At 61.0% G+C, this 22984-nt stretch carries 19 protein-coding genes; 4 read left to right on the forward strand and 15 right to left on the reverse strand.

Annotated features, from left to right (window positions below; translation table 11 throughout):
* Positions 1-34: 34 nt before the first annotated feature.
* On the reverse strand, positions 35-2728 hold the full coding sequence (locus OSC37_RS01060; protein ID WP_267162753.1) for a valine--tRNA ligase: 2694 nt from the start codon (positions 2726-2728) through the stop codon (positions 35-37).
* 215 nt (positions 2729-2943) lie between these two features.
* On the reverse strand, positions 2944-3891 hold the full coding sequence (locus tag OSC37_RS01065; RefSeq protein WP_267162754.1) for an HFX_2341 family transcriptional regulator: 948 nt from the start codon (positions 3889-3891) through the stop codon (positions 2944-2946).
* 94 nt (positions 3892-3985) lie between these two features.
* Here OSC37_RS01065 and OSC37_RS01070 point away from each other — a divergent pair, with 94 nt between their 5' ends.
* Together OSC37_RS01070 and dnaK are read left to right on the forward strand one after the other, a co-directional pair.
* Positions 3986-4816 carry a nucleotide exchange factor GrpE gene (locus OSC37_RS01070; RefSeq protein ID WP_267162755.1) on the forward strand — a complete coding sequence of 277 codons (831 nt, stop codon included), beginning with the start codon at positions 3986-3988 and terminating at the stop codon, positions 4814-4816.
* A gap of 143 nt (positions 4817-4959) precedes the next feature.
* Positions 4960-6885: a molecular chaperone DnaK gene (gene dnaK / locus OSC37_RS01075; protein WP_267162756.1), complete on the forward strand. Its 1926-nt coding sequence runs from the start codon at positions 4960-4962 to the stop codon at positions 6883-6885.
* Positions 6886-6892: 7 nt separating this feature from the next.
* Here dnaK and OSC37_RS01080 read toward each other — a convergent pair whose 3' ends face one another.
* The 6 genes from OSC37_RS01080 to OSC37_RS01105 are packed head-to-tail and all read right to left on the reverse strand — an operon-like array spanning position 6893 to position 11002.
* Positions 6893-7201: a DUF7977 family protein gene (locus OSC37_RS01080; RefSeq protein WP_267162757.1), complete on the reverse strand. Its 309-nt coding sequence runs from the start codon at positions 7199-7201 to the stop codon at positions 6893-6895.
* On the reverse strand, positions 7191-8237 hold the full coding sequence (locus tag OSC37_RS01085; RefSeq protein ID WP_267162758.1) for a zinc-binding dehydrogenase: 1047 nt from the start codon (positions 8235-8237) through the stop codon (positions 7191-7193). Before OSC37_RS01085 ends, OSC37_RS01080 begins: the two co-directional genes overlap by 11 nt.
* A gap of 41 nt (positions 8238-8278) precedes the next feature.
* Complete coding sequence (locus OSC37_RS01090) at positions 8279-8578, reverse strand: chorismate mutase (RefSeq protein ID WP_368409508.1); 300 nt, start codon at positions 8576-8578, stop codon at positions 8279-8281.
* Positions 8571-9422, reverse strand: coding sequence for a shikimate kinase (locus OSC37_RS01095; protein WP_267162759.1), 852 nt, complete (start codon positions 9420-9422; stop codon positions 8571-8573). Before OSC37_RS01095 ends, OSC37_RS01090 begins: the two co-directional genes overlap by 8 nt.
* A 54-nt stretch (positions 9423-9476) precedes the next feature.
* Complete coding sequence (locus OSC37_RS01100; protein ID WP_267162760.1) at positions 9477-9854, reverse strand: Zn-ribbon domain-containing OB-fold protein; 378 nt, start codon at positions 9852-9854, stop codon at positions 9477-9479.
* Positions 9851-11002, reverse strand: a complete 1152-nt coding sequence (locus OSC37_RS01105) for a thiolase family protein (protein WP_267162761.1) — start codon at positions 11000-11002, stop codon at positions 9851-9853. The genes OSC37_RS01100 and OSC37_RS01105 overlap by 4 nt, the downstream gene beginning before the upstream one ends.
* 195 nt (positions 11003-11197) lie before the next feature.
* On the opposite strand from OSC37_RS01105, the gene OSC37_RS01110 reads away from it, so the two are divergent.
* Positions 11198-12340 (forward strand): ABC transporter ATP-binding protein, encoded by a 1143-nt coding sequence (locus OSC37_RS01110; RefSeq protein ID WP_267162762.1) that lies wholly within the window; start codon positions 11198-11200, stop codon positions 12338-12340.
* Here the strand turns inward: OSC37_RS01110 and glpB are convergent, their stop codons facing one another.
* The 3 genes from glpB to OSC37_RS01125 form a co-directional block, all read right to left on the reverse strand.
* Complete coding sequence (gene glpB / locus OSC37_RS01115) at positions 12341-13582, reverse strand: glycerol-3-phosphate dehydrogenase subunit GlpB (RefSeq protein ID WP_267162763.1); 1242 nt, start codon at positions 13580-13582, stop codon at positions 12341-12343. It lies immediately after the preceding gene.
* A complete protein-coding gene (locus OSC37_RS01120; RefSeq protein ID WP_267162764.1) occupies positions 13579-15330 on the reverse strand; it encodes an FAD-dependent oxidoreductase in 1752 nt (583 codons plus the stop codon). Before OSC37_RS01120 ends, glpB begins: the two co-directional genes overlap by 4 nt.
* A 148-nt stretch (positions 15331-15478) precedes the next feature.
* The gene (locus OSC37_RS01125) at positions 15479-15754 is read right to left on the reverse strand and encodes a helix-turn-helix transcriptional regulator (RefSeq protein WP_267162765.1); all 276 of its coding nucleotides are present in this window, start codon (positions 15752-15754) and stop codon (positions 15479-15481) included.
* Between the two features lie 418 nt (positions 15755-16172).
* On the opposite strand from OSC37_RS01125, the gene OSC37_RS01130 reads away from it, so the two are divergent.
* Complete coding sequence (locus tag OSC37_RS01130) at positions 16173-17762, forward strand: phospholipase D-like domain-containing protein (RefSeq protein WP_267162766.1); 1590 nt, start codon at positions 16173-16175, stop codon at positions 17760-17762.
* Positions 17763-17870: 108 nt separating this feature from the next.
* On the opposite strand, the gene OSC37_RS01135 is transcribed toward OSC37_RS01130, so the two are convergent.
* The 4 genes from OSC37_RS01135 to OSC37_RS01150 are packed head-to-tail and all read right to left on the reverse strand — an operon-like array spanning position 17871 to position 22889.
* Complete coding sequence (locus tag OSC37_RS01135; RefSeq protein ID WP_267162767.1) at positions 17871-18596, reverse strand: M48 family metallopeptidase; 726 nt, start codon at positions 18594-18596, stop codon at positions 17871-17873.
* Positions 18589-21549 (reverse strand): type I restriction endonuclease subunit R, encoded by a 2961-nt coding sequence (locus tag OSC37_RS01140; RefSeq protein WP_267162768.1) that lies wholly within the window; start codon positions 21547-21549, stop codon positions 18589-18591. Before OSC37_RS01140 ends, OSC37_RS01135 begins: the two co-directional genes overlap by 8 nt.
* Positions 21550-21580: 31 nt before the next feature.
* On the reverse strand, positions 21581-22099 hold the full coding sequence (locus tag OSC37_RS01145) for a DUF8154 family protein (RefSeq protein WP_267162769.1): 519 nt from the start codon (positions 22097-22099) through the stop codon (positions 21581-21583).
* A complete protein-coding gene (locus OSC37_RS01150; RefSeq protein ID WP_267162770.1) occupies positions 22092-22889 on the reverse strand; it encodes a nucleotidyltransferase domain-containing protein in 798 nt (265 codons plus the stop codon). The genes OSC37_RS01145 and OSC37_RS01150 overlap by 8 nt, the downstream gene beginning before the upstream one ends.
* Positions 22890-22984 lie beyond the last annotated feature (95 nt).

Consider the following 22984-nt stretch of genomic DNA (forward strand, 5'->3'; position numbering starts at 1 on the left):
AAAGCGTGCCCCCGACGACAGAACTTGCGACAGATTACCGGACGATGACCACGGCCCGCTCGGTCTCTATCATCTGCCCTTCGCCGGAGTAGGTTCGGGACTTCTCGATTTCGAACATTTCGTCGTCGAGTTCGAACTCACCGTCTGCAACACGGAGTGTCTCGCCGTCCACCTCGAAGGCACCTGACTCGATGGCGTCGTCGATGGCACCAACCTCGGAGCCGAACTCCGGTCCGACCAGCGAGTAGTCCAGGTCGACATCGCTGATTTCGGTCGTCACCGCCGGCTCCTCGTCGAAGGTCTCTGTCTGCTCGACGTGCATCACGTCGGCGATAGCGTCGGTGAATCCGCCGACGTGACCGTAGATATCGACCGCGGCCAGGGGCTCGTTCAGGGGGAGTCCGTTCTCGGTTTTGTAGCGACGCAGTGCTCCGATGACCTCCATTGCTGTCTCACCGGCTGCGAGGTCAGCATCGTAGCCGGCCGGCTCGGGCCAGTCCTGGCGGTGCAGCGACTCCTCACCGTCGTAGAGGTGCTGGTAGAGCTCCTCCGTGACGTGGGGCAACAGCGGGGCCCACAGCTTCAGGAACGTGTTGTGTGCGCGAAGCAGCGCGTACTCCGTCGAGTCGTCGCCGTCACCAGCGAGGCGCTGTTTGGCGATTTCGAGGTAGTCGTCACAGAACGTTGACCAGAAGAAGGTGCGAAGCTCGTCGCGTGCCTTGGCGAACTCGTAGTTGTTGAACCGCTCTGTCAGTGCGTCGACGGTCTCGTCGAGCTTCGCGAGGAACCACCGGTCGATGTCGGCCAGCTCGGACTCGGGCTTCTGTTCTGCCAGTATCGAGCGGTCCACGTCTTCGGTCAGCTGGTCGACCAGCCGGGAGGCGTTCCAGAGCTTCTGGAGGAGACGCTCGCCGGCCTCCAGTGCGTTCTCGCGGTACGGGAAGTCGTCACCGATAGAGGCGCTCGCGGTCCAGTAGCGGGTCGCGTCGATGGGGTACTTCTGGATGACTTCACGCGGTGGAATGACGTTACCTTTTGATTTCGACATCGCCTCGCGGTTCTCGTCGAGCACCATTCCGTGGATGATGACATCCTGGAAGGGGGCTTCGCCGGTGTGTTCGTAGCATTTAACGATAGTGTGGAACAGCCAGAATGAGATGATATCGTGGCCCTGTGGCCGGAGGTTCATCGGGTACAGCTCCGGCTTGTCCATCGTCAGCTTCTCTGTCTCCGTGTCCCAGTCCCAGCCGGTGTTGACCAGTGGCGTCAGCGACGAGGTTGCCCACGTGTCGAAGACATCCGTCTCGGCGGCGAACTCGTCGTGACCACACGCCGGACAGGCATCGACCGGCGGCTCGTCCTCGATTGGGTCGACTGGAAGCGCATCGCGGTCGGCCGTAACTGTCTCGTCACACTCCTCACAGTACCAGACCGGGAACGGAATGCCGGAGTCCCGTTGACGGGAGATACACCAGTCCCATTCGAGCCCCTCGATCCAGTGTTTGTACCGGGTAAACATCTTCTCGGGGTGCCAGTCTATCTGCCGGCCGGCTTCGAGATACTCCTCTTTCTTGTCGAGTATCTCGACGTACCACTGTTCGGTGACGAGGTACTCGACTTCCTCGTCACAGCGCTCGTGGACCTGGACTGTGTGTTCGTGGTCGCGCGATTCGAGCAGGTAGCCGGTTTCGTCGAGGTCCTCGATGATAGCCTCGCGAGCGTCGACGGTGGTCATCCCCTCGTAGTCGTCTGCGAGGTCGGTCATCGTCCCCGACTCGTCGATGGCAATGCGCAAATCGAGGTCGTGGGCCTGGTACCACTCGATGTCGGTCTGGTCGCCGAAGGTACAACACATCACCAGACCGCTGCCGGTCTCGAGGTCGACCCGGTCGTCTTCGAGAATCGGCACTTCCTGGCCGAACAGCGGCACCCGAGCGGTGCCGCCGACGAGATGCTGGTTTGCCTCGTCGTCGGGATGGACGAACACCGAGACACACGCGGGCAACAGTTCGGGTCGCGTCGTCGAGATAGTGAACGTCTCCTGGTCGGTCTCGCCGTCGCCTGCCTCGACCAGTTCGAAGGCGATGTCGTTGAATTTGGTCTGTTTGTCGAGGTCTTCCTGTTCGACCTGTGAGATGGCGGTCTCGCAGTCGGGACACCAGATGGTCGGGGCTCGCTGTTGGTACTCCCGGCCCTTGTCATAGAGGTCCAGAAAAGACAGCTGAGAGGTGCGCTGGACCTGCGGGGAGATTGTCTTGTAGGTGTTGTCCCAGTCGATGGAGATGGCGAGTGACTGCACGTCGTCGGTGAACTCCGCCTCGTAGTCCTTACAGACATCGCGGCATTTGTCCTGGAACTCACGCCGTGTGAAATCGCCGTGGTTGATGCCGAGTTCGCGCTCGGTGAGTCGCTCCGAGGCGATGCCGTTGTCGTCGTAGCCAAAGGGGAAGTACACGTCATCGCCGTACATCCGCTTGAATCGGGCGACGAAATCCATTAGGGTGAGACCGTAGAGATGACCCATATGCAGGTCACCAGAGACCGTCGGCGGTGGAGTGTCGATGGCGTACTGGGTGTCCAGGTCTCCCTGGTATGCGTAGGTCTCGTTCTCGACCCACCGCTGTTGCCAGACCGGCTCGACCGATTCTGGGTCGTACTCGCCGCTCAGGCCGTCTCGCTCGTTGTTCGTGGCCGATTCCTCGCTCGATCGTTGGTCTGTCTCGCTCATGTGTGGCTGTAACTGTAGTCGTCTCTGTGAACGGAACGCCGGTGTTTGCGGACTGTACGAGCGCCGAGGGATGTGGTTTAGCGGGGCAGAGACGCCCCTACTACGGGAGATACGAAAACCAGCGTCGCAGTCACTCGACGCGCCATTACACCACCGTCCAACGTCTGGCAGATTAATCTCTTCGGTTTTATCTGTTCTAACACAGGTCCGGAACGCTACAGCGGCTGGGAGTTGTGCTCCTGACCCTCGCGGCCGCGCCCGGAGTGTGCGCGGACCCAGAGCCGCCCGATTCGGGAGAGCTTCGTGTGGTAGGACTTTCCATCGGATTCCTGTTCGATATACCCCTTCCCGCCGGGGCCGAGCCTGTCGACGGTGTAGATGACCTTGGAGCGAAAGGAGTCGGTATACTCCTCGCCCAGTTCTCGGGCGAGTTGCTGTGCGAGCTCCGAAACCGAGTCGAATGCCCCGTGTTCGCCGAGTGTGAACAGAATCACCTCCTCGAATGGCTTGACGTTCGAGAACGAGGCAACAGGGAGCTCGACGACATGGCTCCCGTCGATTTCTTTCGCCCCGATTGTCGTCCCCCGTTCGTCGAACTCCGAGAGCAGTTGCTGTGCGCTTTCGAGTCGGTCGTCGATGCGGTCGTCCATCCCCTCCGCTGGCTGCTCGCTGTCCTGGAGCTCTTCGAGCAGGTCCCGTTGGGTGCGCAGCTCCTCTGCAAGCTCGGTTTCGAGGTACTTCTCCGGAACGGTGTAGTAGGTATGGATGCGGTCGCGGTCGGACTCGCGCTCGACCATGATGGAGTGGGCCGCTATCGCGAACGCAAATGAGACCGTCCGTGGCATGGCAGAGATGTTGACCCAGACCTCGCTTTCGTCGCTCTCACCTCGGTCGAGTTCCTGTTGGATGAGGTCGAACGCTTGCTCGAAGGCACCGTCGTAATCGTAGACGTCGCCGATGACGTACTGCTCGGTCTCTGCGCCGAGCAGACTCCGGAAGTCCTGTTCGAGCTTCTCGGCGAGCTGGCGGGAGTACTCGACGTTGGCCTGGCTTCCCACGTCACCTTTGAGGAGGACGACGTGGTCGACATCCATCTGCTCGCGCACGAGCGGCGCGATAACCCGGTCGTAGTCGAAGCCGACCGGGACGATGTGAGTCTGCATACATGATAGCTGGACCGGGAGCGACATATATCCATCACTCGCCGAGTCGTCTGGTGTCGCGCCCTTTTTATCTTCGAACAGTGTTGTATCGCATATGACCGAGCAGGACGCAGACGACCAGGATACAGAGCCAGAAGCGGCCGACGAGCAGGAGGTGGCGGACGACGCAGCCGCCGACGGAGAGACGGTCGAAGACGAGGCGGGGCCAGCGCCCGACTCTGTGTCGGCGTTTCTCTCGGAGTTGGCCGAGGCACCGGAAGAAGATATCGACGAGGTTCTCGCGGATATCGTCGCAGACGACAGCACAGTTGAGGAGGAGGCCGACAGCGAGGGCGAGATACAACTCGACCCAGCCGAGGTGACTGTCCCAGACGAGCTCGTGACCGCGCTCGAATCCACCCAGACCGAACAGCTAGCCCAGACCGTTGCGGTGCTGCGGGCGGAACTCGACAGACGCAGCTCGGAGCTCGAAGCAGCCAGAGCGGAGGCCGAGGACCTCGAATCCAGACTCGCACGCAAGCAGGCCGACTTCCAGAACTACAAGAAACGACAGAAAAAGCGCCTCGAAGAGGAAAAACAGCGCGCCACCGAGGATTTTGTCACCCGCCTGCTCGATGTGCGGGATAACCTCGAACGCGCCTTGGAACAGGATGAAGACACGGACATCAGAGGCGGCGTCGAATCGACACTCGACCAGTTCGACCAGCAACTCGACCGCGAGAACGTCGAGCCAATCGAACCCGAGGTTGGACAGGAGACTGACCCACGCAGACACGAAGTACTCGCCACCATCGCCTCGGACCAGCCCGAGGACACCGTCGCCCAGATTCATCGGTCCGGCTACGTGATGGGTGAGAAGGTTCTTCGTCCCGCACAGGTGGCCGTCAGTGACGGCTCGCTCAGCGACCAGGAAGAGACGGAGTAACGGTAGATTTGCGGTGCAACTATAATCTTTGGGGGAGCGCCCGCTTACCGCGGTAAATCCCCGGGATGACGGCTTGTGTGGGCGACACACGTCTGGCGCATCTAGCAACTTTTAACCGACCGAGTCGGATAGTTACTGATAACATGGCAAGCAACAAGATTCTCGGTATCGACCTTGGGACCACGAACAGCGCGTTCGCGGTTATGGAGGGTGGTGATCCGGAGATTATCGTCAACAGCGAGGGTGAACGGACGACTCCCTCCGTTGTCGCGTTCTCCGACGGCGAACAGATTGTCGGCAAACCGGCCAAAAATCAGGCCGTCCAGAATCCCGACAACACAATCGAGTCAGTTAAACGACACATGGGGGAGGACGACTACACCGTTGACCTCGACGGCGAAGCGTACACCCCCGAGCAGGTCTCGGCGATGACCCTCCAGAAAATCAAACGCGACGCCGAGGACTACCTCGGCGAGGAAATCGAGCGTGCGGTCATCACGGTGCCGGCCTATTTCTCTGACCGGCAGCGCCAGGCGACCAAAGACGCCGGCGAGATCGCCGGCTTCGAGGTCGAACGCATCGTCAACGAGCCGACGGCCGCAGCGATGGCCTACGGCCTCGACGACGAATCCGACCAGACTGTACTCGTCTACGACCTCGGCGGCGGCACGTTCGATGTCTCTATTCTCGACCTCGGGGGCGGCGTCTACGAGGTCGTCGCCACCAACGGGGACAACGATCTCGGCGGCGACGACTGGGACCAGGCCGTCATTGACTGGCTTGCCGACGATTTCGAGGCCGAACACGGTATCGACCTTCGAGAGGACCGCCAGGCCCTCCAGCGGCTCACTGAGGCCGCCGAGGAGGCGAAAATCGAGCTCTCGAACCGCAAGGAGACAACCATCAATCTCCCCTTCATCGCGGCCGACGACGAGGGCCCGAAAGACCTCGAGGCCTCGCTGACCCGGGCGAAATTCGAGTCTCTGACCAGCGACCTCGTCGAGCGGACCGTCGGACCGACGGAAACCGCGCTCGAAGACGCAGGCCTGGCCCAATCTGACATCGACGAGGTCATTCTCGTCGGCGGCTCGACGCGGATGCCGATGATACAGGAGCAAGTCGAGGAACTGACCGGCAAAGAGCCCAAGAAGAACGTCAACCCCGACGAGGCCGTCGCGCTGGGCGCGGCAATCCAGGGTGGCGTACTTGCGGGCGATGTCGACGACATCGTGCTCGTCGACGTGACACCACTTTCGCTCGGTGTCGAGGTCAAAGGCGGCCTCTTCGAGCGACTCATCGACAAGAACACCTCCATTCCCACCGAGGAGTCCAAAATCTTCACGACCGCCCAGGGCAACCAGACGATGGTCCAGATTCGTGTCTTCCAGGGCGAACGCGAAATCGCCGAGGAGAACGAACTGCTCGGTGAGTTCAGCCTGACCGGCATCCCGCCAGCGCCCGCCGGAACCCCCCAGATTGAAGTGACCTTCGAGATTGACGAAAACGGCATCGTCAACGTCAGCGCCGAGGACAAAGGCTCTGGCGAGAGCGAGGAGATTACCATCGAGGGCGGCGCGGGCCTCTCGGACGAGGAGATAGAACAGATGCAGGAAGAGGCCGAGAAACACGCCGAAGAGGACGAAAAGCGCCGCGAGCGCATCGAGGCCCGCAACGAGGCCGAGGCGACCATCCAGCGCGCGGAGACCCTTCTCGAGGAGAACGAGGAGGCAGTCGACGAGGACCTCCGCGAGACCATCGAGTCCGCAGTCGAGGACCTCCAGGAAGTCGTCGACGACGAAGACGCAACGAAAGAGGAGCTCGAGGATGCCGCAGAAGAGCTTTCCGAGGAGCTCCAGGAGATTGGGAAACAGATGTACCAGGACCAGGCCGGAGAGGGTGCCGCGGCCGGCGGTCCCGGCGGTATGGGCGGCGCTGCCGGCGGCCCCGGTGGAATGGGCGGCGCAGCCGGCGGTCCTGGCGGTATGGGTGGTGCCGGTGCAGATGCCGGTGAAGAGTACGTCGACGCAGACTTCGAGGATGTCGACGAGGACGAAGAAGACGACGAGTAACTGACGTTCAGTTTTCTTTGCGGGAGCTAACGGCAGCCCATATCGAGACAGCGCCGAGCAAGATTGCCGGAATCATCGGCAGCGTGAGATAGGCCTGTCGCCAGCTGATGCCGACTCGGGCGATGAGGTCCTGTGCGTACGGGAGATAGAGCACAGCGGCGGGGACCACGAGAAACGAGAAGACGACAACGCCGACCAGCAGCCAGCCCCGCCAGTCGAACGAGTCCTGGTCTGGCGGCCGATAGCTGGGGTACTCTGGCGGCTCTCTTCCTCCGCCGGGCGAGTCGTCGGTCGTCTCCGCTGGCTCATCCGTCATACAGCTCGTCTGGGATTACGACTACCTTCCCAAAACCCTCACGTTCTTCGAGGAGTCGGTGTGCTTCAGCTGTCTCACTCATCGGCAGCGTCTCGCGGATGCGTGGTTCGAAGGTCCCGTCCCAGACGAGTTTGAGCACGTCGTCAACCTCGCCGGGCGTCGCCATCGTCGACCCGATGATGTCGAGCTGGTTCCAGAAGATGCGGTTGATGTCGGTCTTGGGCCGGCCGCCGGTGGTCGCTCCGCAGGTGACGATACGGCCGCCGCGGGCGAGGGTCTTGATGGAGTCGTGCCAGGTCGCAGCGCCGACGTGGTCGACCACCATGTCGACGCCACGCTTTCCGGTCCGGTCCCGGATTTCGGCCGCGAAGTCGTCTTCCTCGTAGTTGATGACGTGGTCGGCACCAATCTCGCTCGCGTAGGACAGCTTCTCGTCGGTGCTGGCGGTGGCGTACACCTCCGCGCCGGCGTAGTCCGCAATCTGAACCGCGGCGTGACCAACGCCGCCACTCGCTCCGAGGACGAGAACCGACTCCCCGGGCGAGAGTTCGCCACGGGTCAACAACATCCGCCAGGCCGTCTGGAAGACCAGCGGCGCGGCAGCCGCGGTCTCCCACTCGACATGCTCCGGGACGGAGACGAGATTATCAGCGGGGACGACTGCCTTCTCGGAGTGGACGCCACGGACGTGTTCGCCGATGATGTGATAGTTCACACACAGCGTCGGCTCGCCGCGCCGACAGAACTCACAGTCGCCACAGCTCACGCCCGCCGAGACAGCGACGCGGTCGCCGGGCTCGAACCGGGAGACGCCCTCGCCGACCGACTCGACGACGCCGGCGCCGTCGCTGCCGGGAATGTGTGGCATCCGGAGGTCAAGACCTGGTAGCCCGCGCCGCGTCCAGACGTCCAGGTGGTTCAGGGCGCCCGCCCGCATCTCGACACGGACCTCGCCGCGTTCGGGCTCCGGTGTGGCGTGGTCGTCGTACGCGATGACATCTCGTTCGCCGTGGTCGGTGAACTGAACTGCCTTCATGAGCGATCCAATGGCCGCCCGGGAGAAAATCCTACTGGAAGCTACCGATTCTCGCGCTGTTCGACCTTGTTCAATTCGATGAGCAGCCGGAACGTGGCCTTGACGAGGTTGGCGTCCACGTCGAAGCGCTCTGCGTTCTCGCCGGCGCGGTCCATCACCGCCTGTTCCTGTTGCTCGTCGACTGTAGGCAGCCCCTGCTGTGCTTTGACCTCGGCGATGGTGTCGGCGACATACGTTCGCTGGGCGATGAGCTCGACGAGCTCCTGGTCGATGCTCCGGATTTCCGCGCGCAGTTCCTCAAGGCTCATCGACTCGGGGTCGACGGTATCTGTCTCAGTCATCGATACGTGCACCGTCATTCTGTGTCGTAGTAAGCAGTGTGGTCCCAGGTCGCTCGTCCCATCGTTCGCGCACCGCCGTGAGGTCCATAGCGTCGCCGACAGCGACGAAGCTGGGTCCCGTTCCCGACAGCGAGACACCCGTCACGTCGGGTAACGCGTTGAGTATCGGGTCGGGGCTGAACCCCAGCGCGCTACAGAACGCGAAGCCGTTGACCGTCATCGCACGCTTGAACTCGCCGTCGAGTGCAAGATCGGCGACCAGATCAGCGACTGGAGCGACTCGACGACACCGCTCGACGGAGGCGTCGCTACTGAAAGCCTGCTCGGGCGGGGTCCAGACCAGCACGTCCCACTCTCGGGTGGCTCGATGGAGCAACTCGTCGCGGTCGTTGTCTGTCACAGTCACGCCGCCGAGCATACTCGCACTGGCGTCGTCAAAGGCCCCGGTGACAGTCACACCCACATCGCGGGCGGCCTCAACGCCGAGACGGGCCGCTTCGGTGCGCGTGACCTCGTCGGCAGCGTCAAGCGCCGACAACGTCGCCATCACCGTCGCGTTCGCTGCTGCACTGGAGGATTTCAGTCCCGAGGCGAGTGGTACTTCGCTGTCCGTCCGGACTGTTCCCCCCTGGCTGTCTCCGTACGTTTCGGTGACGAGTTCAACACATCGTTCGATAAGGCGAGTGTCGGCGTCGTCGACACCGTCAACAGTGCCACTCACCGACCCCTTGCCGAGCGTTACTGTCGCCGTGACCTCGGGGCCGATTGCGAACGCCGACCCGGTTCCTGTTGCCAGTGCGTTCAACACCGTCCCCGCGGCTGGCGCGGCTGCTCGTCCGTCCATGCGAGAAAGTGACATACGACGACACTTACGTGTACTGGTCACGGACAGCGTTGACTACGCCGGCTCGAATCGGAAGCCGTCCCAGGGCTGGTCGGCCCCATTTCGGACGCTCTGTTCGGGGTCCCGTAGCTGTTCGACGTAGACCGGCGTCACCTCCGTGCCGAGAGAGACATCGGCGGTCGTGCCCCCAAGAACCCTGACCTGTCCTCGGTCATGCGAGAACTCGACGAGTGCCAGCGTGTTCGGCTCTCGAACACCGGGGGGTGTCGACTCGACGGTTGTCCAGGAGACGACGGTTCCCGTCTCCGCCGTCAGGTCGACGGTATCGGTCTGTTCGCTGCCACAGTCCGGACAGCGGGGGTGTGCCGGGTACGTCACGTGGCCGCTCTCGCAGGCGTGGGCTAGGAGTTGCGGCGTCGTCTCGGCAGTCATTCTGCGGCCTCCAGCACCGCGCTTGTCACGCAGTTTCCAAAGCCGCCGACGTTACAGGTGAGTCCAACCTCGGCCTCGACCTGGCGCTTCCCGGCGGTGCCCATCAGCTGCTGGTATATCTCGACCGCCTGTGCGACACCGGTCGCCCCGAGTGGGTGTCCGCGAGCCTTCAGTCCCCCAGAGGTGTTCACCGGAAGCTCGCCGTCGAGGGTCGTGGTTCCGTCCATCGCGTACTGCCATCCCTCACCGCGTTCAGCGAATCCGAACGCTTCGAGCTGGAGCGCTTCGAGCAGCGTCACCATGTCGTGTAGCTCGGCGATATCGACCTCTTCGGGACCGATTCCAGCCATCTCGAAGGCTTGCTCGCCGCTCTGTGCGACTGCGCTCATCCAGGTCGGGTCATCGCGCTCGTGAACCACGTGGGTGTCGGTCGCCCCAGCAACGCCGGAGAGCAAGACGAAGTCGTCTGTGTACTGGCGAGCGACCGACGCGGGACAGAACAACAGCGCGGCGCTCCCGTCTGTGACCGGACAGTAGTCGTACAGCCGGAGCGGGTCTGCAACCATCGGACTGGCAAGTGCGGTCTCGATATCGATTTCCTTGCGGAACTGCGCGTTAGGGTTCTTGCGGGCGTTGTCGTGGTTTTTCACGGCGATGTGGGCGAGACTTTCCCGGGGTGCGTCGAACCGGTCGAGGTACTGCCGGGCAGCCAGTCCGGCGAACGAGGGGAGAGTCACGCCATGGGCGTACTCGGTGGGGTGGGTGAGAGAGGCGATAACGTCGCCTGCTTCGCCGGTCGTCTGGTGGGTCATCTTCTCTGCCCCGACCAGCAGCGTCATCTCGCTGGCTCCCGAGGCGACCGATTGCCACGCCGCGTACAGCCCCGCGCCGCCGGAGGCAGAGGTCTGGCCGACGCGCTGGGCGTAGGCCGGAACTGCGCCGATGTCGTGAGCGAGGGCGTTCATAACGCCGGTCTGGCCCTCGAACTCGCCGCTTGCCATGTTCGAGAGATAGAGGTGGTCGAGCGCAGCGGGCTCGACACCCGCGCCGTCGAGACAAGCAAGCGCCGCCTCTGTCGCGAGCTCGTTGACCCACGCCTCGCGGTCGCCGAACGGTGTCATCGATGCCGCAAGTACTGCAACGTCCATGTCATACCCACCGTCCGGGCTGTTGTGTAGGTTTTGGTAGTCGGGTCCAGGAGTCAGCCCTTCGAACAGCCACTCTCTGCCGGTCTTCGCCACCTGGGAAATACCGATAGATTCTTTTGGCACCCCTAAAACTCTAGAACATACAGACAGTGTCCTCCTAATTCGAGCGAGAGAGTGACACAGTACCCTTCGAATATGAGTCAAACCAACGTCTACGAAGAAACTACGTCTGAGACCGCGGAGATGCCGGTCGTCGACTCCGAGACACGGGCGTCCTCGGAGACTGTTCTCGAGATTGATGGGCTCACACGGACCTACGAGCAGGAGTGTGCCGTCGATTCGTTTTCGCTCTCTGTCGAGCAAGGAGAGCTCGTGACGCTGCTAGGGCCGTCTGGCTGTGGGAAGACGACGACGCTCCGGATGATTGCGGGCCTAGAGCGACCAACGGAGGGCTCGATTCGTATCGACGATTCGACTGTCGCCGACGACGAGTCGTTCGTCCCATCGGAGCAACGCGATGTCGGCCTCGTCTTCCAGAACTTCGCGCTGTTTCCACATCTCACTGTCGAGGAGAACGTCACCTTCGGCATCAAGAACTGGGACGAGGAGGCCAAGCGCGACCGTGCCGAGGAACTACTGGAACTCGTGGGCCTTCTCGGCCACCGAGAGAAAAAACCTGACCAGCTTTCGGGCGGCCAGCAGCAACGTGTCGCGCTGGCCCGGTCGCTCGCCCCCGAACCCGACGTTCTCCTGCTCGATGAACCGTTCTCGAATCTCGATGTCCGGCTGCGCATCGAGATGCGCGAAGAGGTCCGGCGAATTCTCAAGCAGGCAGGCGTGACGGCGATATCGGTCACACACGACCAGGAAGAGGCGCTGTCGATTTCCGACCGCGTCGCAATTATGAACGACGGACAACTCGAACAGGTCGGCAAACCCGAAGTCGTCTTCGAGAACCCCGAATCCCGGTTTGTCGCGAGTTTCCTGGGTCGGGCGAGCTTCCTCCCGGGCCGTGTCATCGACGACATCGTCGAGACGGAGCTGGGAACGCTCAGAACCGAGAAGCTCAACGGTCCGGTCGACGCCTACAACGGGGCCGAGATCGACGTACTGGTCAGGCCCGACGACCTCGAAGCCGTTCCGTGTAACGAGGCGACCGCCGACGGCCACATCGTCCACCGCCAGTACAACGGCCCAACCTTCGTCTACCAGGTCGAGCTCGAAAGCGGCACAACTGTCAGATGCCTCCACAACCACGCAGAAACCTTCGAACACGAGCAACCAGTCGCGGTCTCGCTGAAGTCCGACCACCCGCTTGCCTGGTATCCCAAGACGTAGCTACCGGTCGACAGCCCGGCGCCCCGCCTCGTAGCCGGTGACGACCGCCACGCCCGTCCGAGCGCCTTCTTCGACGAAGTTGTATCCGCCGAGCACACTGCCAGCCGAAAAGAGATTTTCGAACACAGGGTCACCATCCACGGACGGCTTGAGAGACGGCGTGACATCGACGCCGAATCGGGCGAAAGCGTGGTCATCCAGCGGGCCCTCCGCAGCCCACTCCCTGTGGGTATCGGGGTAGTCGACCGGACAGTCGAAGATTGGCTCAATCACCTCGGTTCCGGTGCCAACGAGCCCACCAGCAGCCACGCCGCCGGTCGCCAGAACGAACGCGTCTCCTTCGATTGTTCGCTGGCTGTCGGCACCGTCAACCGAGACCGACCGTATCGACCCTCCGACCGTGGAGCAGTCGGTCACGGACGCGCGGGTTAGTTCGACACCGGCCGCTTCGACGGCGTCGAACAACTGTTCTCGAAGGCGGATACCGAGGAGGTTCGGCTCTCCGACGGGAATCTCGAACACGTCGGCCTGGAGCCGAGATTCTAGCTCCGTGCGGATTTCGTCGTGGGCGGCGAGGCCGAGTACCGGCAGAAATCCAACCCGGGCCTCGATATCGAGCGCCGGGCGGACCCGTCGAGCCAGTGCCTCACGGACTGGCGTTCCCTCGGTTGTGTCGCTGTTCTCGTCGAGTGTCTGCGCGAACCCCTCCAGAGGCGGCGTCTCCGGAGAATCGACGGGGAACTCGACGGTCGAGGCGTTCACGTCGAACGGGAGCGCCGAATCGAGCCGCTCGGCCGCCAGTTCGGCGTCGAGGTGAGTGACCGACTCCAGCCCGACGATATGCATGGGTCGCTGGCTGCTGACCAGTCCAGCGGCGACTGCTGCCGGATACCGATACGTCGGTCGGATACCACCGGTGACCGTCGGCGCGAGCGCGTTCCTGTCGGTTCCCCGGTACCGAAGCACGTCATCGAGGTAGTCGAGTGCCCTGTTTACGCCCTCCTCTCCGACCAGCTTGTAGGGATGCTCCGCTGGAAGCGCGCCGATTCGTTCTGTGGGTCTCACGACAGGCTTCTCCTCATCAGGAACCGAGCCAAGCACATCTACGGTACCGGGTTCGTAGCGGTATCGGTCGGGCTTGACTGCGAGCAGATGAACATCGGCGTCCGGGTCGGTGTTCTTGGCCGACAGCGCAGCGAAACAGCCGCCGATACCGGCGCCGACGACGACAACTCGACTCATCGTGACAGCTCACCTCCGGTCGTTCGCTCACAGACCTGCGGTGGTTCCCTGCGAGCGGTGTCTCGTCCGTCAGCGAACGAGGCGAGGTCGATTCCACCGTCCGGACGGTCTGTTGTCTCTCGGTCGCTCGTTTCATCGTCCATGTCGTCGGGGTCAATCACGGGCACGCTACCTCCGAGATTCATCGTTTCGACGTGAGACCGATACGTCTGCGCAGCGGTTTCGAGCCTGTCGCCGACGAGGACCGGTCGCTGTGTCGCCCAGTGTCTGTCGAGAAAGTCACGCAGGGCCCCAGAGACGACCGATTCCTCGTACTCGGGATAGAGAACTCCTGCGAGCCTGTACGCACAGCGACCCTCGACAGGGCTGTGCGCCGGCGTTCGCATCCGGAGCAGTGCCTCGGTCAGGTCGGGGTAATCACACGCCTCGAACGCGGCTTCGATGTCTGCCTGTGTCACCGACTGCTGGTCACAGACGACCGGACCTTCCGCTCGCCTGTCGGTCGCCACGCCGAGTGGGTCCACCGCTGGGAGTGGTATCTCGTCGGTCTGGCACTCCCGGCGGATGCCGAATTTGGTGCAGATATCGTCGGCGACCTGCTCGGCGACGTATCGGTGGGTCGTCAGCGAACCGCCCGCGACCGTCGTCATCCCCCAGCAGTCGTCCCGGTCACCGTGGTCCAGTAGTTTGTGCTCGTGGCCGGTGTTTGTGCTGGCACTCCGGAGACGGCGTGCGGAGTCGGCTCTGAGCATCGCTGCATCACCCACGGCAGGCATCATTCCTTCCGTCTGGGCTTGCAACGCTTTCACTGCCGAAACCGAGGCAGACATCTCTCCGTTCTCCGAGACCGCCGTTCCGACCCTCACGACATCCTGGTGTGGTCTGACGGTCGTCTCATCGCCGTCCGGGCCATACCGAGTGAGTACGGTATCGACCGGACTCGCATCGAGGAGGACCGCACTTTCGACGACTGTCGGTATCTGCATGTCGAGACCGGCACGCGATGCCACCTCTCTGGCCCGCCCGCCAGCCGCGTTGACGACGTAATCCGGGTCAATCTCCTCTGTCTCGCGCTCTTCGATCTGTTTTGAGGTTTCGACGGCCTCACCTGGCATCGTCTGGTCTGTCCCGCCAGGGACACCGGGTTTCCCCCCGTCTGTGACCGCCTGTGCTGTTTCGAACTCTGCATCTGGGGACGGGTCGTGGGCGAGTCGGACCGTCCCGACTGTTCCCTCATCGACGGCAACCTCGGTCACTGCCGTTCGGCTTCTAATTGTTGCCCCGTACTCTTTGGCCCCCTTCGCGTTTGCCAGCGTCAGCCTGAACGGGTCGACGACGCTGTCCGGAACTGAAATACCCAGCTCTATGTCCTCAGACAGGCCGGGCTCTTGCTCTCGAAGCGTCTCGCCGTCGATAGCTTGCGCTGGAATTGAGGCCGACTCCGCAGCCTCGTGTAGTTCCTCCAGTCGTTCCCGGTCTTGCGAGACAATCAGTCCCCCTGTTTCGTCGACACAGCCGTCCGCTATCTGCTGGAGAGTCTGGCTCTCGCGATAGAGGAGTCGTGCCAGTGGCTCGCGTGTTACGTTCCGAGCACCGCTGTAGAGGACGCCAAATTCGGCTGGCGATTCGGCTCCCAGTGTATCCCGTGTGGCGAGCGTTACATCGAGTCCGCGGATAGCGAGGTCTCTGGCAATTGCGGTTGCGAGGACGTCACCACCGATGACCAGCACGTGCGGTGTGTAGCCCATTCGAGTACACGTGACTGCGGTACCGGACCACTTAACGCGTGTGTTGTCGAGCCAGTCCAGAGTTGACCGAAAGATAGTGAATGGATTCTCAACAAGGGACGCTCTTTGCGGCTTCGGGCGGGTGGTGCCAGCAACAGCGGTCTCGGGACTACACCTCGATGTAGTTGCGCTTCCACTCCTCTCTGGCCTCCAGTTCGCGCTGGCCCCGACCTGTCACGGTATACGAGTTGGTCCGCTTGTCGATTTCGCCTTTCTCGACGAGTCCTTTGTCGACCAACGTATCCAGATTGGGATAGAGTCGCCCGTGTTGAATCTCTGTCCCGTAGTAGTCCTCGAGTTCCTCTTTGATTGCAAGGCCGTGTGGCTCGTTCATCCCTGCGGTTATATACAACAAGTCACGCTGAAATCCTGTCAAGTCGTACATCGCAATCTATCAGTTTCATCTGGTTGGTATTAATTCTAACGAGAAGTTGTAATGTCTTTTTTCGGGGCCAAGTCGGAAGAAAACTCATGTGAGGTGTTCTCTTGATCTTTCTATGTTTCAGACGACATCGTCGTTCACGTAGAGTATAGATTGTCAGGTTGAGAAAATTTACATTTAAGATTTTCGTAACATCAGGACGTGGTAAAACCGTCTGGTAAGTATTCTGTCCCTGATTTCGAGAGATGGTGGCTCGGCTTGGAAGTCCTCGTCAGAAGGGGCTCAGTGGGGGTAACGTTTCGTCATCGCCACCACATCCACAGAGTCAGGAGGTCACTACCCATCAAGCTTCCGAGTGCAGACCCGCTGTTTGTCGGCTCGGTGCAGATTTTTATATAGTATCCCGGGAACAGCCCCTCGCGTGTACCGTGTAGCGGCCATCCTTCTGGTTGGGTGTCTCTGCCTGCCCGCCGGTCTGTCGACAGCCACGACTGGACCAGCCGGGCCGGAAATCGTCGAACTCTATCCGAACCCGACTGCAGACGGAGACCACGGCGAGTTCGTCACAGTTCGTGTTCCACCCGGTACGAACCTATCGCAGTACAGGCTGGCCGATGAGCAGCGTTCTGTCCGACTTGATGACACCTGGGGAAACTCGTCCGCTGTGGTGTTCTCCACTCACCCACAGCGCACGACGTCTCTCGTTGGTCGACCTGTACGCGAGCTCTCAGATGACATCCAGCTCGCAAACGGTGGTGAACGCCTCCGGCTCCTTCACAATGGGTCCGTCGTGGACGAAGTCACCTACGGCCGCGCCCCAGAAGGCGAAGCGTACGACGCCGAAACAGATGCCTGGAAGCCACTCGGGCGCACCGACCGACCGGTCGTCTCCGGGCGTGGCGGGACCGTGGAGACATTCGTTCTCCCGGACAGCCCCAACAGGGCGGTCGAATTCCTAGAGAGTGCCTCCGAGCGAATCCGACTCGCAGGCTACACAGTAACCTCGGACCGGGTGGTCGACGCACTCATCGCTGCCCACGACCGAGGCGTCGACGTGGCGGTGCTTGCGGAGGCCAGCCCAGTCGGCGGACTGACTGACGAGGGTATGGCGGCGTTCGATGCGCTCGTCGATGCGGGCGTTTCTGTTCGAGTCTTTGCGGGCGACCCCGCGCGCTACCGGTACCACCACGCGAAATACGCCGTCGTCGACGGGCGAGCGCTCGTAACGACCGAGAACTGGAAGCCAGCAGGGACCGGCGGCAAGGCGAGCCGCGGGTGGGCGACAATCACGGGCCAGACGGCTATCGTCGAGGGGCTGGTCGAGACATTCCGAGCCGACGCTTCGTGGGCCGATACGAAACCGTGGGAAGAGACAAAAACGGACACAGTACCCGACGACGAACGTGCCGACGGCGGATACCCGAGCAACTTCGAGGCCACAGAGCTACCGGTCGAGAGAACGCGACTCCTCGTCGCACCGGACAACGCCGAAGAGACACTGGTTCGGACAATCGACCGGGCCGAAGAGTCGCTCGACATCAAACAGGTCCGTATCGGCGGCCGGAACGTGCCCCTGTTGCAAGCAACCTTACGGGCGGCTCAGCGGGGCGTCCGCGTCCGGATTCTTCTCTCTGGGGCGTGGTACGTCGAGGAGGAGAACCGCCAGATGAAACGGTGGCTGGAAGAGCAGGCAGCCGCAGACGATCTCCCACTGTCGGTCAAAATTGCAGAGCCAGCCGGTAGCTTCGAGAAGATTCACGCGAAGGGACTGATTGTCGACGGTGAGCAGACGTTCGTTGGCAGCATCAACTGGGGGAACAACTCGCTGCGTAACAACCGGGAGGTCGGGCTGTTACTCGACGGCGAGGCGGTCGGGGAGTACTTCGGTAGCGTCTTTGAGCGTGACTGGCGTCAGGACGACACTCAAATGCCGGTCGGCTACGTGCTGGGCTGTCTGGTCGGTGCGCTGGGTGCTGTTGCGGTCGGTCGGCGTATCGAGTTCGATGGGTAATTTCCGTTATATAACATATTATTTTGTGATCGGAATAGGTACGCAGTAAAATCTGGTTACGGCCAGCCAGGTTACTGCACGCCGGTAGCCACAAAAATATGACGAGAGCTACAAGTCATCGTTAGAGAATATCAGTTGGGTACTATGCTCATCAAGCCATTCTGCATGTGCTCGATACTCAGGGTCGTATTCAGCAACAATGTCCCAAAAGTCAGTGGTATGATTTGGTTCTCGAAGATGAGCCAGTTCGTGGATGATAATGTAGTTGATGACGTCGGCTGGTGCCATCATCAGCCGCCAATTCAGCCCGAGCGTTCCGTTTGTTGAACAACTGCCCCACTTCGTGCGCTGGTTTCTAATTTCGATCTGTTCGTATTCCACGCCCATCTCGTCGGCGAGCTGAGCTGCTCGATTTTCGAAGTGATTTCGAGCTTTCCGTCGATAGAGCGTTTCGAGGGCGCGTTTCACCGAGGTCTGTTCGACGTGATGCTGTGCGAGGCAGAGTTTACCGTCGAGCACATCGGAAGCTGGTCGTTGTTCGATGACGATGCGGTGTGATTCTCCGAGATACGGGAAGCTAGTGCCCTCCTCGAACGACCGGTCGGGAACCTGTTCGCGATATTTGTCGTACTTCTGTTTTTTCTCGATAACCCAGGCAGCGTTCTCTTCAAGAAGCGCTCCGGGGTCATCGTCGCTATCGGCTGGCAGGATAACGCGCACGCCATCGATATCAACGTCGATGCGAGGTTGTGTTGCGTCGTCACTGTAGCGGATGTCGTAGCTGACCGTCTGGCCAAGAAGCTCGCGCTCGCGTGGCCCGGTGGTTTCAGGCATAGTTCTCGATGAGATAGGCCCGGATAGCGTCGGTTACGTCGTCGTCTCCCTTGAGGAGTTCGCCAAGGTCGTAGTCGACGACCAGCACATCGAGCAGGATTGTCTCAATTTCGCTGATTGTCTGTTCGTTGGTTTCCCAGCCGTCGTACTCTCGGTCGACACGTTGGTCGAACTCGACGACGATGTCCTCGGCAATCGCTTCGGCCTGTTCGTCAGAGCCGATAGCATCAGGTGTTTCCTCGGTCAGGTGGGTGTAGATGGCGAATTCTGCCTGTTCCATGCCGCGTTCTTCGGCTTCGTCTTCGACTCTGAGGATATCCTCTTCGACGGATTTGAGGGCATCGACGGCGTCGGGGTCCGAGAGGTCGTCTCCCTGCCAGCGTTCGACGATGTCGGTCACGCGCTCGCTGAGGCGTTTGTAGCGTGGATTCTGGTTCATCCGTGGGTGCAGGTGTTCCTGCGTCGCGTGCGCGACCTGCGAGGCTTTCACGCCAGGATTATCGAAGTCTTCGACATCTTCGAGATACTCTTCGCCGAGTTTGTAGGTCGGGAAGTCACGTTTGATGTCCTCAATGTCGACGTTTTCGTTGAGGATGTCTCGTGTCTTCTCGCGCATCTCTTCTTCGGGATTGTCCTGTCCACTGGTAGTGCGCTGGAAGCCGACGTGGATTTTGCTGAGCCACTGGTATTTGTCCTGGATGCCTTCGGTAATGAGTCGGCCATCGGGGGCGACTGATTCGTAGAGATTCTGTAGGCGACGGAAGCCCTGCGTGAACTCCCGGCGTTCGGGATGGGTACTGACCCGTTCGATTGCCGCACTGGTGGCTTCCTGACTATCGGTTTTCGGAATGCCACCGAAGAGATCCATGACCTGTTCGAGCTGCTCGACGAGGTCGTCGTAGAGGTCCTCTTTGTCGCGAGCCGCGTACGTCTTCGTTTCAGTGTCGTAATCGAGCGCGTCGTCGATGTTCTCGAAGACACCTTGGAAGTCGACTATCTCGCCGTTTTCCTTGCCTTCAGCGGGGCGATTGGTTCGAGCGATAGCCTGCATGAGGTTGTGGTTTTTGAGATTCCGGTCGAGATACATCGTCTTCAGAACTGGAGCGTCGAAGCCAGTCAGGAGCATATTGTGGACGACCAAGAGTTTCGGGTCCTCCTCTTTCTTGAACTGGGAGACGATGTCGTCGCGTTGTTCGTTGTCGGTGTGGAATTGCTGAATGAGATTTGGGTCGTCGTCGGTCGCGGTGTAGAGGACTTCGACTGCATCCTCACCGAGGTGATCGATGAGTCGTTCCCCGTACATCGCGGCAGAGCGGCGACTGGGTGTGACGACCATGCCTTTCCAGCCGTTGGGCTGGACCTTCTCGGTGTAGTGGTCGACGATTTCTGCGACTGCGTTCTCGACGCGGGGTTCGAGTTCCGCCATGGTCTTGCTGGTGACGTTATCCTGTATGAACTCTCGTTTCTCTTCGGCGGACATGGTGGAGAACTCGGCTTCGAATGCTTCGTCGAGGGCAGCTTCGTCGATGTCCCAGACCATCTCGTGACGCAGGGTGAAGTAGACCGGAAGAATGAGTTTGTCATCGATTCCTGCCTTGATCGAGTAGCGATGGAGGTACTCTTCGTCGTCGGGTGAGAATTCACGGAAGGTATTGCGATCTTCGTGACGTTCGCCTTCGCGGACGGGCGTGCCAGTGAAACCGAAGTGTGAGCAGTCGGGCAGGGCGGCTTCGAGACGACTACCGAGGTCGGCTTCCATGAAGCGGTGAGCCTCGTCGGACATGACGATGGCATTGTCGTTGCCCTGACTCTCTGGCTCCACGTCCGCGAACTTCTGGATGGTGGTGAGAACGAGTTCGCTCTGGCCGTCTTCGATGAGTTGCTGGAGGTGATCGATGCTGTCGGCCTCAGTCCAACGTTCCAAGGAGAGGTTCGCCAGTTGGTCGCGCATCTGGCTGTTGAGCTTGTCCGTGTCGACGATGATGAACACCTGTGGATTGCGAACGATATCAGGCCGGGACAGGAGGTTCTTCGCGGCGTAGAGCATGGTGAACGACTTGCCCGACCCCTGTGTGTGCCAGATGAGTCCCCGGTCGTGTTCGCCGCGTTCGACCCTGTAGAGGATGCGGTTGACGGCGTAGTACTGCATGTACCGAGGGATGATTTTGGCCGTCCCGCCGGGTTGCTCCTCGTAGAAGACGAAGTTTTTGAGCAGGTCGAGCAAGGTTTCGGGATTGCAGATTGCCTGTATTGCTCGCTTGTTCTCGTTGTCGTCTTGGTACTGTTCGGGGGCGTCGTTCCACGGCATATAGAACTCAGCAGGTGCGCCAACAGCGCCGTAGCGCACTTCCATCGTGTCGGCGGCGATGGTGAATAGACTGGGAACGAACAGCCGTGACACGTCGCTCTCGTAGTCCTGAAGGTCGTCGATAGCGTTCCAGTAGTCGTTATCCTGCGTGACGCTTTTGAGTTCCATCGTGACGATGGGGATACCGTTGACGAAGAGATTGATGTCGGGTCGGATGGTCTGGCCCCGCGAGACCGAGAACTGATTGACAGCGTGGAAGCGATTGTTCTCAGGTGTGTCGAAGTCGACGAGATCGACATAGACAGACTCTGTCGAGCCATCGGGTTGCTGGACCGAGAAGGTCTTGCCTTTGGTGAGCAGTTCGTGGAAATGGCGGTTGCCGTCCATCAGATTCTCGTGGTCGAGGTCGCGTCGGAGTGAGGAGATGAACTTCTCGACGTTGTCTTCGGTGACGGCGTCGTTGAGTTCGACGACCTGCTCGGCGAGCAAATCCCAGTAGATGACTTCGTGGTGGTCGCGGTCGTAAGCGTTGTCGAGAACGCGTGCGCCGCGTCCGCCGTCTTGTCCGTGTGTTTCCCAGCCGAGAGCGTCGAGCCACGAGAGAACGGAGAGTTCGACGCCGCTCTCGTTGGGAGTCTGAACCATGGCGTGGAGTTTTCTTGCCAGATGGATGTGTTTATCGGTTATCTAGACAGTTACAGAACGTCCCAAGCGTCTGATCAAAGCCGACGATATGATCGTGAACGGAAGATCCGAGGTCTCGCATCGCAGTCGCTTGCTTGCGTGTTGTTACGGTTGTGCCGTAGTAGTGATCAGTCCGTCTGGCATCGTACAGCGTTTCGAGCCGGTCGATGGTGTCAGCTGTCAGAGGAACGCGGCCTTTTGCCAGTTCGTAGGGTCGGTCGTGGTCTCGGAGGTCGTGTTCCGCGACGCCCGTGAGTGTGAGCAGATACGACTGCAGTGTATGTTCGATGGCGATAAACGACGACTCCAGCATCGCGCCGTAGTAGTCGCCTACCTGTTCGAGATCGTGCGCGACGGTGAGCAGCCGACAGGCTTTCTGAAGCGCGACTTCGCCGGCGTCAGCGTCGGGTGCCGCGTTCACGTTGGGTTCGAACGCCGGACGACCAGCGGCGTGGCTGAAGGCGTCTTCGGCGGCGTCGAGTCGATCGAGCACAGCCGAGGGGTCACTCATCTCGGAGCACCTCACGTTTGACGCTGTCGAGTCCGTCGCTGGATCGAATCGTGATTCCCTCGCCGAACAGCCGTCGTGTGTTGACTCGTGTGGACTGCTGGCGGATCGACTGTGGCGTTTCGACGACGAACTCGAAGCTGTGGCGCTGGGCCGAGGCCCACTCGCGGTCGTCGGCCTCCAGTCGCTGTCGCATCGCCGGCCACTGCGAGTCAAAGTCACGATCCTGTGCTTCGAGCAGCGCAACTGAGGGTGGGATTTGCAGTTCTTCGAGCTTCCGCGCGAGTGTATTTGCCGCGTTGCGCTGTTCGAGCAGGTCGTCAGCGACGAGAACCCAGAGGTCGATGTCGGATTGACGGTCGGCCTCGCCACGGGCAACGCTCCCGAAGAGAACGATACCGAGCACCTCCTGGAGTTCGTCGGTGAGGTACTGGCAAGCGATCCGGACCGGTGTGCGGTACTGCACCTGTGGGATTCGTTCGACAGGGTCTCCGGGGTTGTCGAACCGAGCACGATTCAGCCGCACCCGTCGGGCGTTACCCTCGTGAACGACCTCGACGATGCCGTTGGCCGCCAATGCGTCCACCGCGTCGGCAGTCGCGCGGGCGCTCACGTCTGTCACGCGTGCGAGCTGGCGCACCGAGAGGTCGAATTCGGGATTGTCCGCGAGGAAATTCACGACGGGGGCGCTCGCGCTGTGTTTGAACAGGCTGGCGTCTCTGATTGGAATCGGCAACCCAACCGACGCCTCGCTCTGGGTTTCTCCCGCGTTGTCTGAGCTTTGAGTTCGCATATGACCTAATAGTTCAGATAGAGGCTTAAGTCTTGTACCGGGTGTAGCTTAATATGAGGCAGATTTCGACACGGAAGGGAGTTTCTCAGAGAACA

The organism is Halovenus salina, assembly GCF_026410925.1.
GTDB classification, from domain to species: domain Archaea; phylum Halobacteriota; class Halobacteria; order Halobacteriales; family Haloarculaceae; genus Halovenus; species Halovenus salina.

Coding starts and splice junctions, on each gene's coding strand:
- OSC37_RS01060 (WP_267162753.1), bottom strand. CDS start 2,728: ATGAGCGAGACAGACCAACGATCGAGCGAGGAATCGGCCACGAACAAC.
- OSC37_RS01100 (WP_267162760.1), bottom strand. CDS start 9,854: ATGACTGCCGAGACGACGCCGCAACTCCTAGCCCACGCCTGCGAGAGC.
- OSC37_RS01120 (WP_267162764.1), bottom strand. CDS start 15,330: ATGGGCTACACACCGCACGTGCTGGTCATCGGTGGTGACGTCCTCGCA.
- OSC37_RS01070 (WP_267162755.1), top strand. CDS start 3,986: ATGACCGAGCAGGACGCAGACGACCAGGATACAGAGCCAGAAGCGGCC.
- glpB (WP_267162763.1), bottom strand. CDS start 13,582: ATGAGTCGAGTTGTCGTCGTCGGCGCCGGTATCGGCGGCTGTTTCGCT.
- OSC37_RS01135 (WP_267162767.1), bottom strand. CDS start 18,596: ATGCCTGAAACCACCGGGCCACGCGAGCGCGAGCTTCTTGGCCAGACG.
- OSC37_RS01085 (WP_267162758.1), bottom strand. CDS start 8,237: ATGAAGGCAGTTCAGTTCACCGACCACGGCGAACGAGATGTCATCGCG.
- OSC37_RS01105 (WP_267162761.1), bottom strand. CDS start 11,002: ATGGACGTTGCAGTACTTGCGGCATCGATGACACCGTTCGGCGACCGC.
- OSC37_RS01145 (WP_267162769.1), bottom strand. CDS start 22,099: ATGAGTGACCCCTCGGCTGTGCTCGATCGACTCGACGCCGCCGAAGAC.
- OSC37_RS01140 (WP_267162768.1), bottom strand. CDS start 21,549: ATGGTTCAGACTCCCAACGAGAGCGGCGTCGAACTCTCCGTTCTCTCG.
- OSC37_RS01065 (WP_267162754.1), bottom strand. CDS start 3,891: ATGCAGACTCACATCGTCCCGGTCGGCTTCGACTACGACCGGGTTATC.
- OSC37_RS01090 (WP_368409508.1), bottom strand. CDS start 8,578: ATGACTGAGACAGATACCGTCGACCCCGAGTCGATGAGCCTTGAGGAA.
- OSC37_RS01150 (WP_267162770.1), bottom strand. CDS start 22,889: ATGCGAACTCAAAGCTCAGACAACGCGGGAGAAACCCAGAGCGAGGCG.
- OSC37_RS01110 (WP_267162762.1), top strand. CDS start 11,198: ATGAGTCAAACCAACGTCTACGAAGAAACTACGTCTGAGACCGCGGAG.
- dnaK (WP_267162756.1), top strand. CDS start 4,960: ATGGCAAGCAACAAGATTCTCGGTATCGACCTTGGGACCACGAACAGC.
- OSC37_RS01095 (WP_267162759.1), bottom strand. CDS start 9,422: ATGGACGGACGAGCAGCCGCGCCAGCCGCGGGGACGGTGTTGAACGCA.
- OSC37_RS01125 (WP_267162765.1), bottom strand. CDS start 15,754: ATGTACGACTTGACAGGATTTCAGCGTGACTTGTTGTATATAACCGCA.
- OSC37_RS01080 (WP_267162757.1), bottom strand. CDS start 7,201: ATGACGGATGAGCCAGCGGAGACGACCGACGACTCGCCCGGCGGAGGA.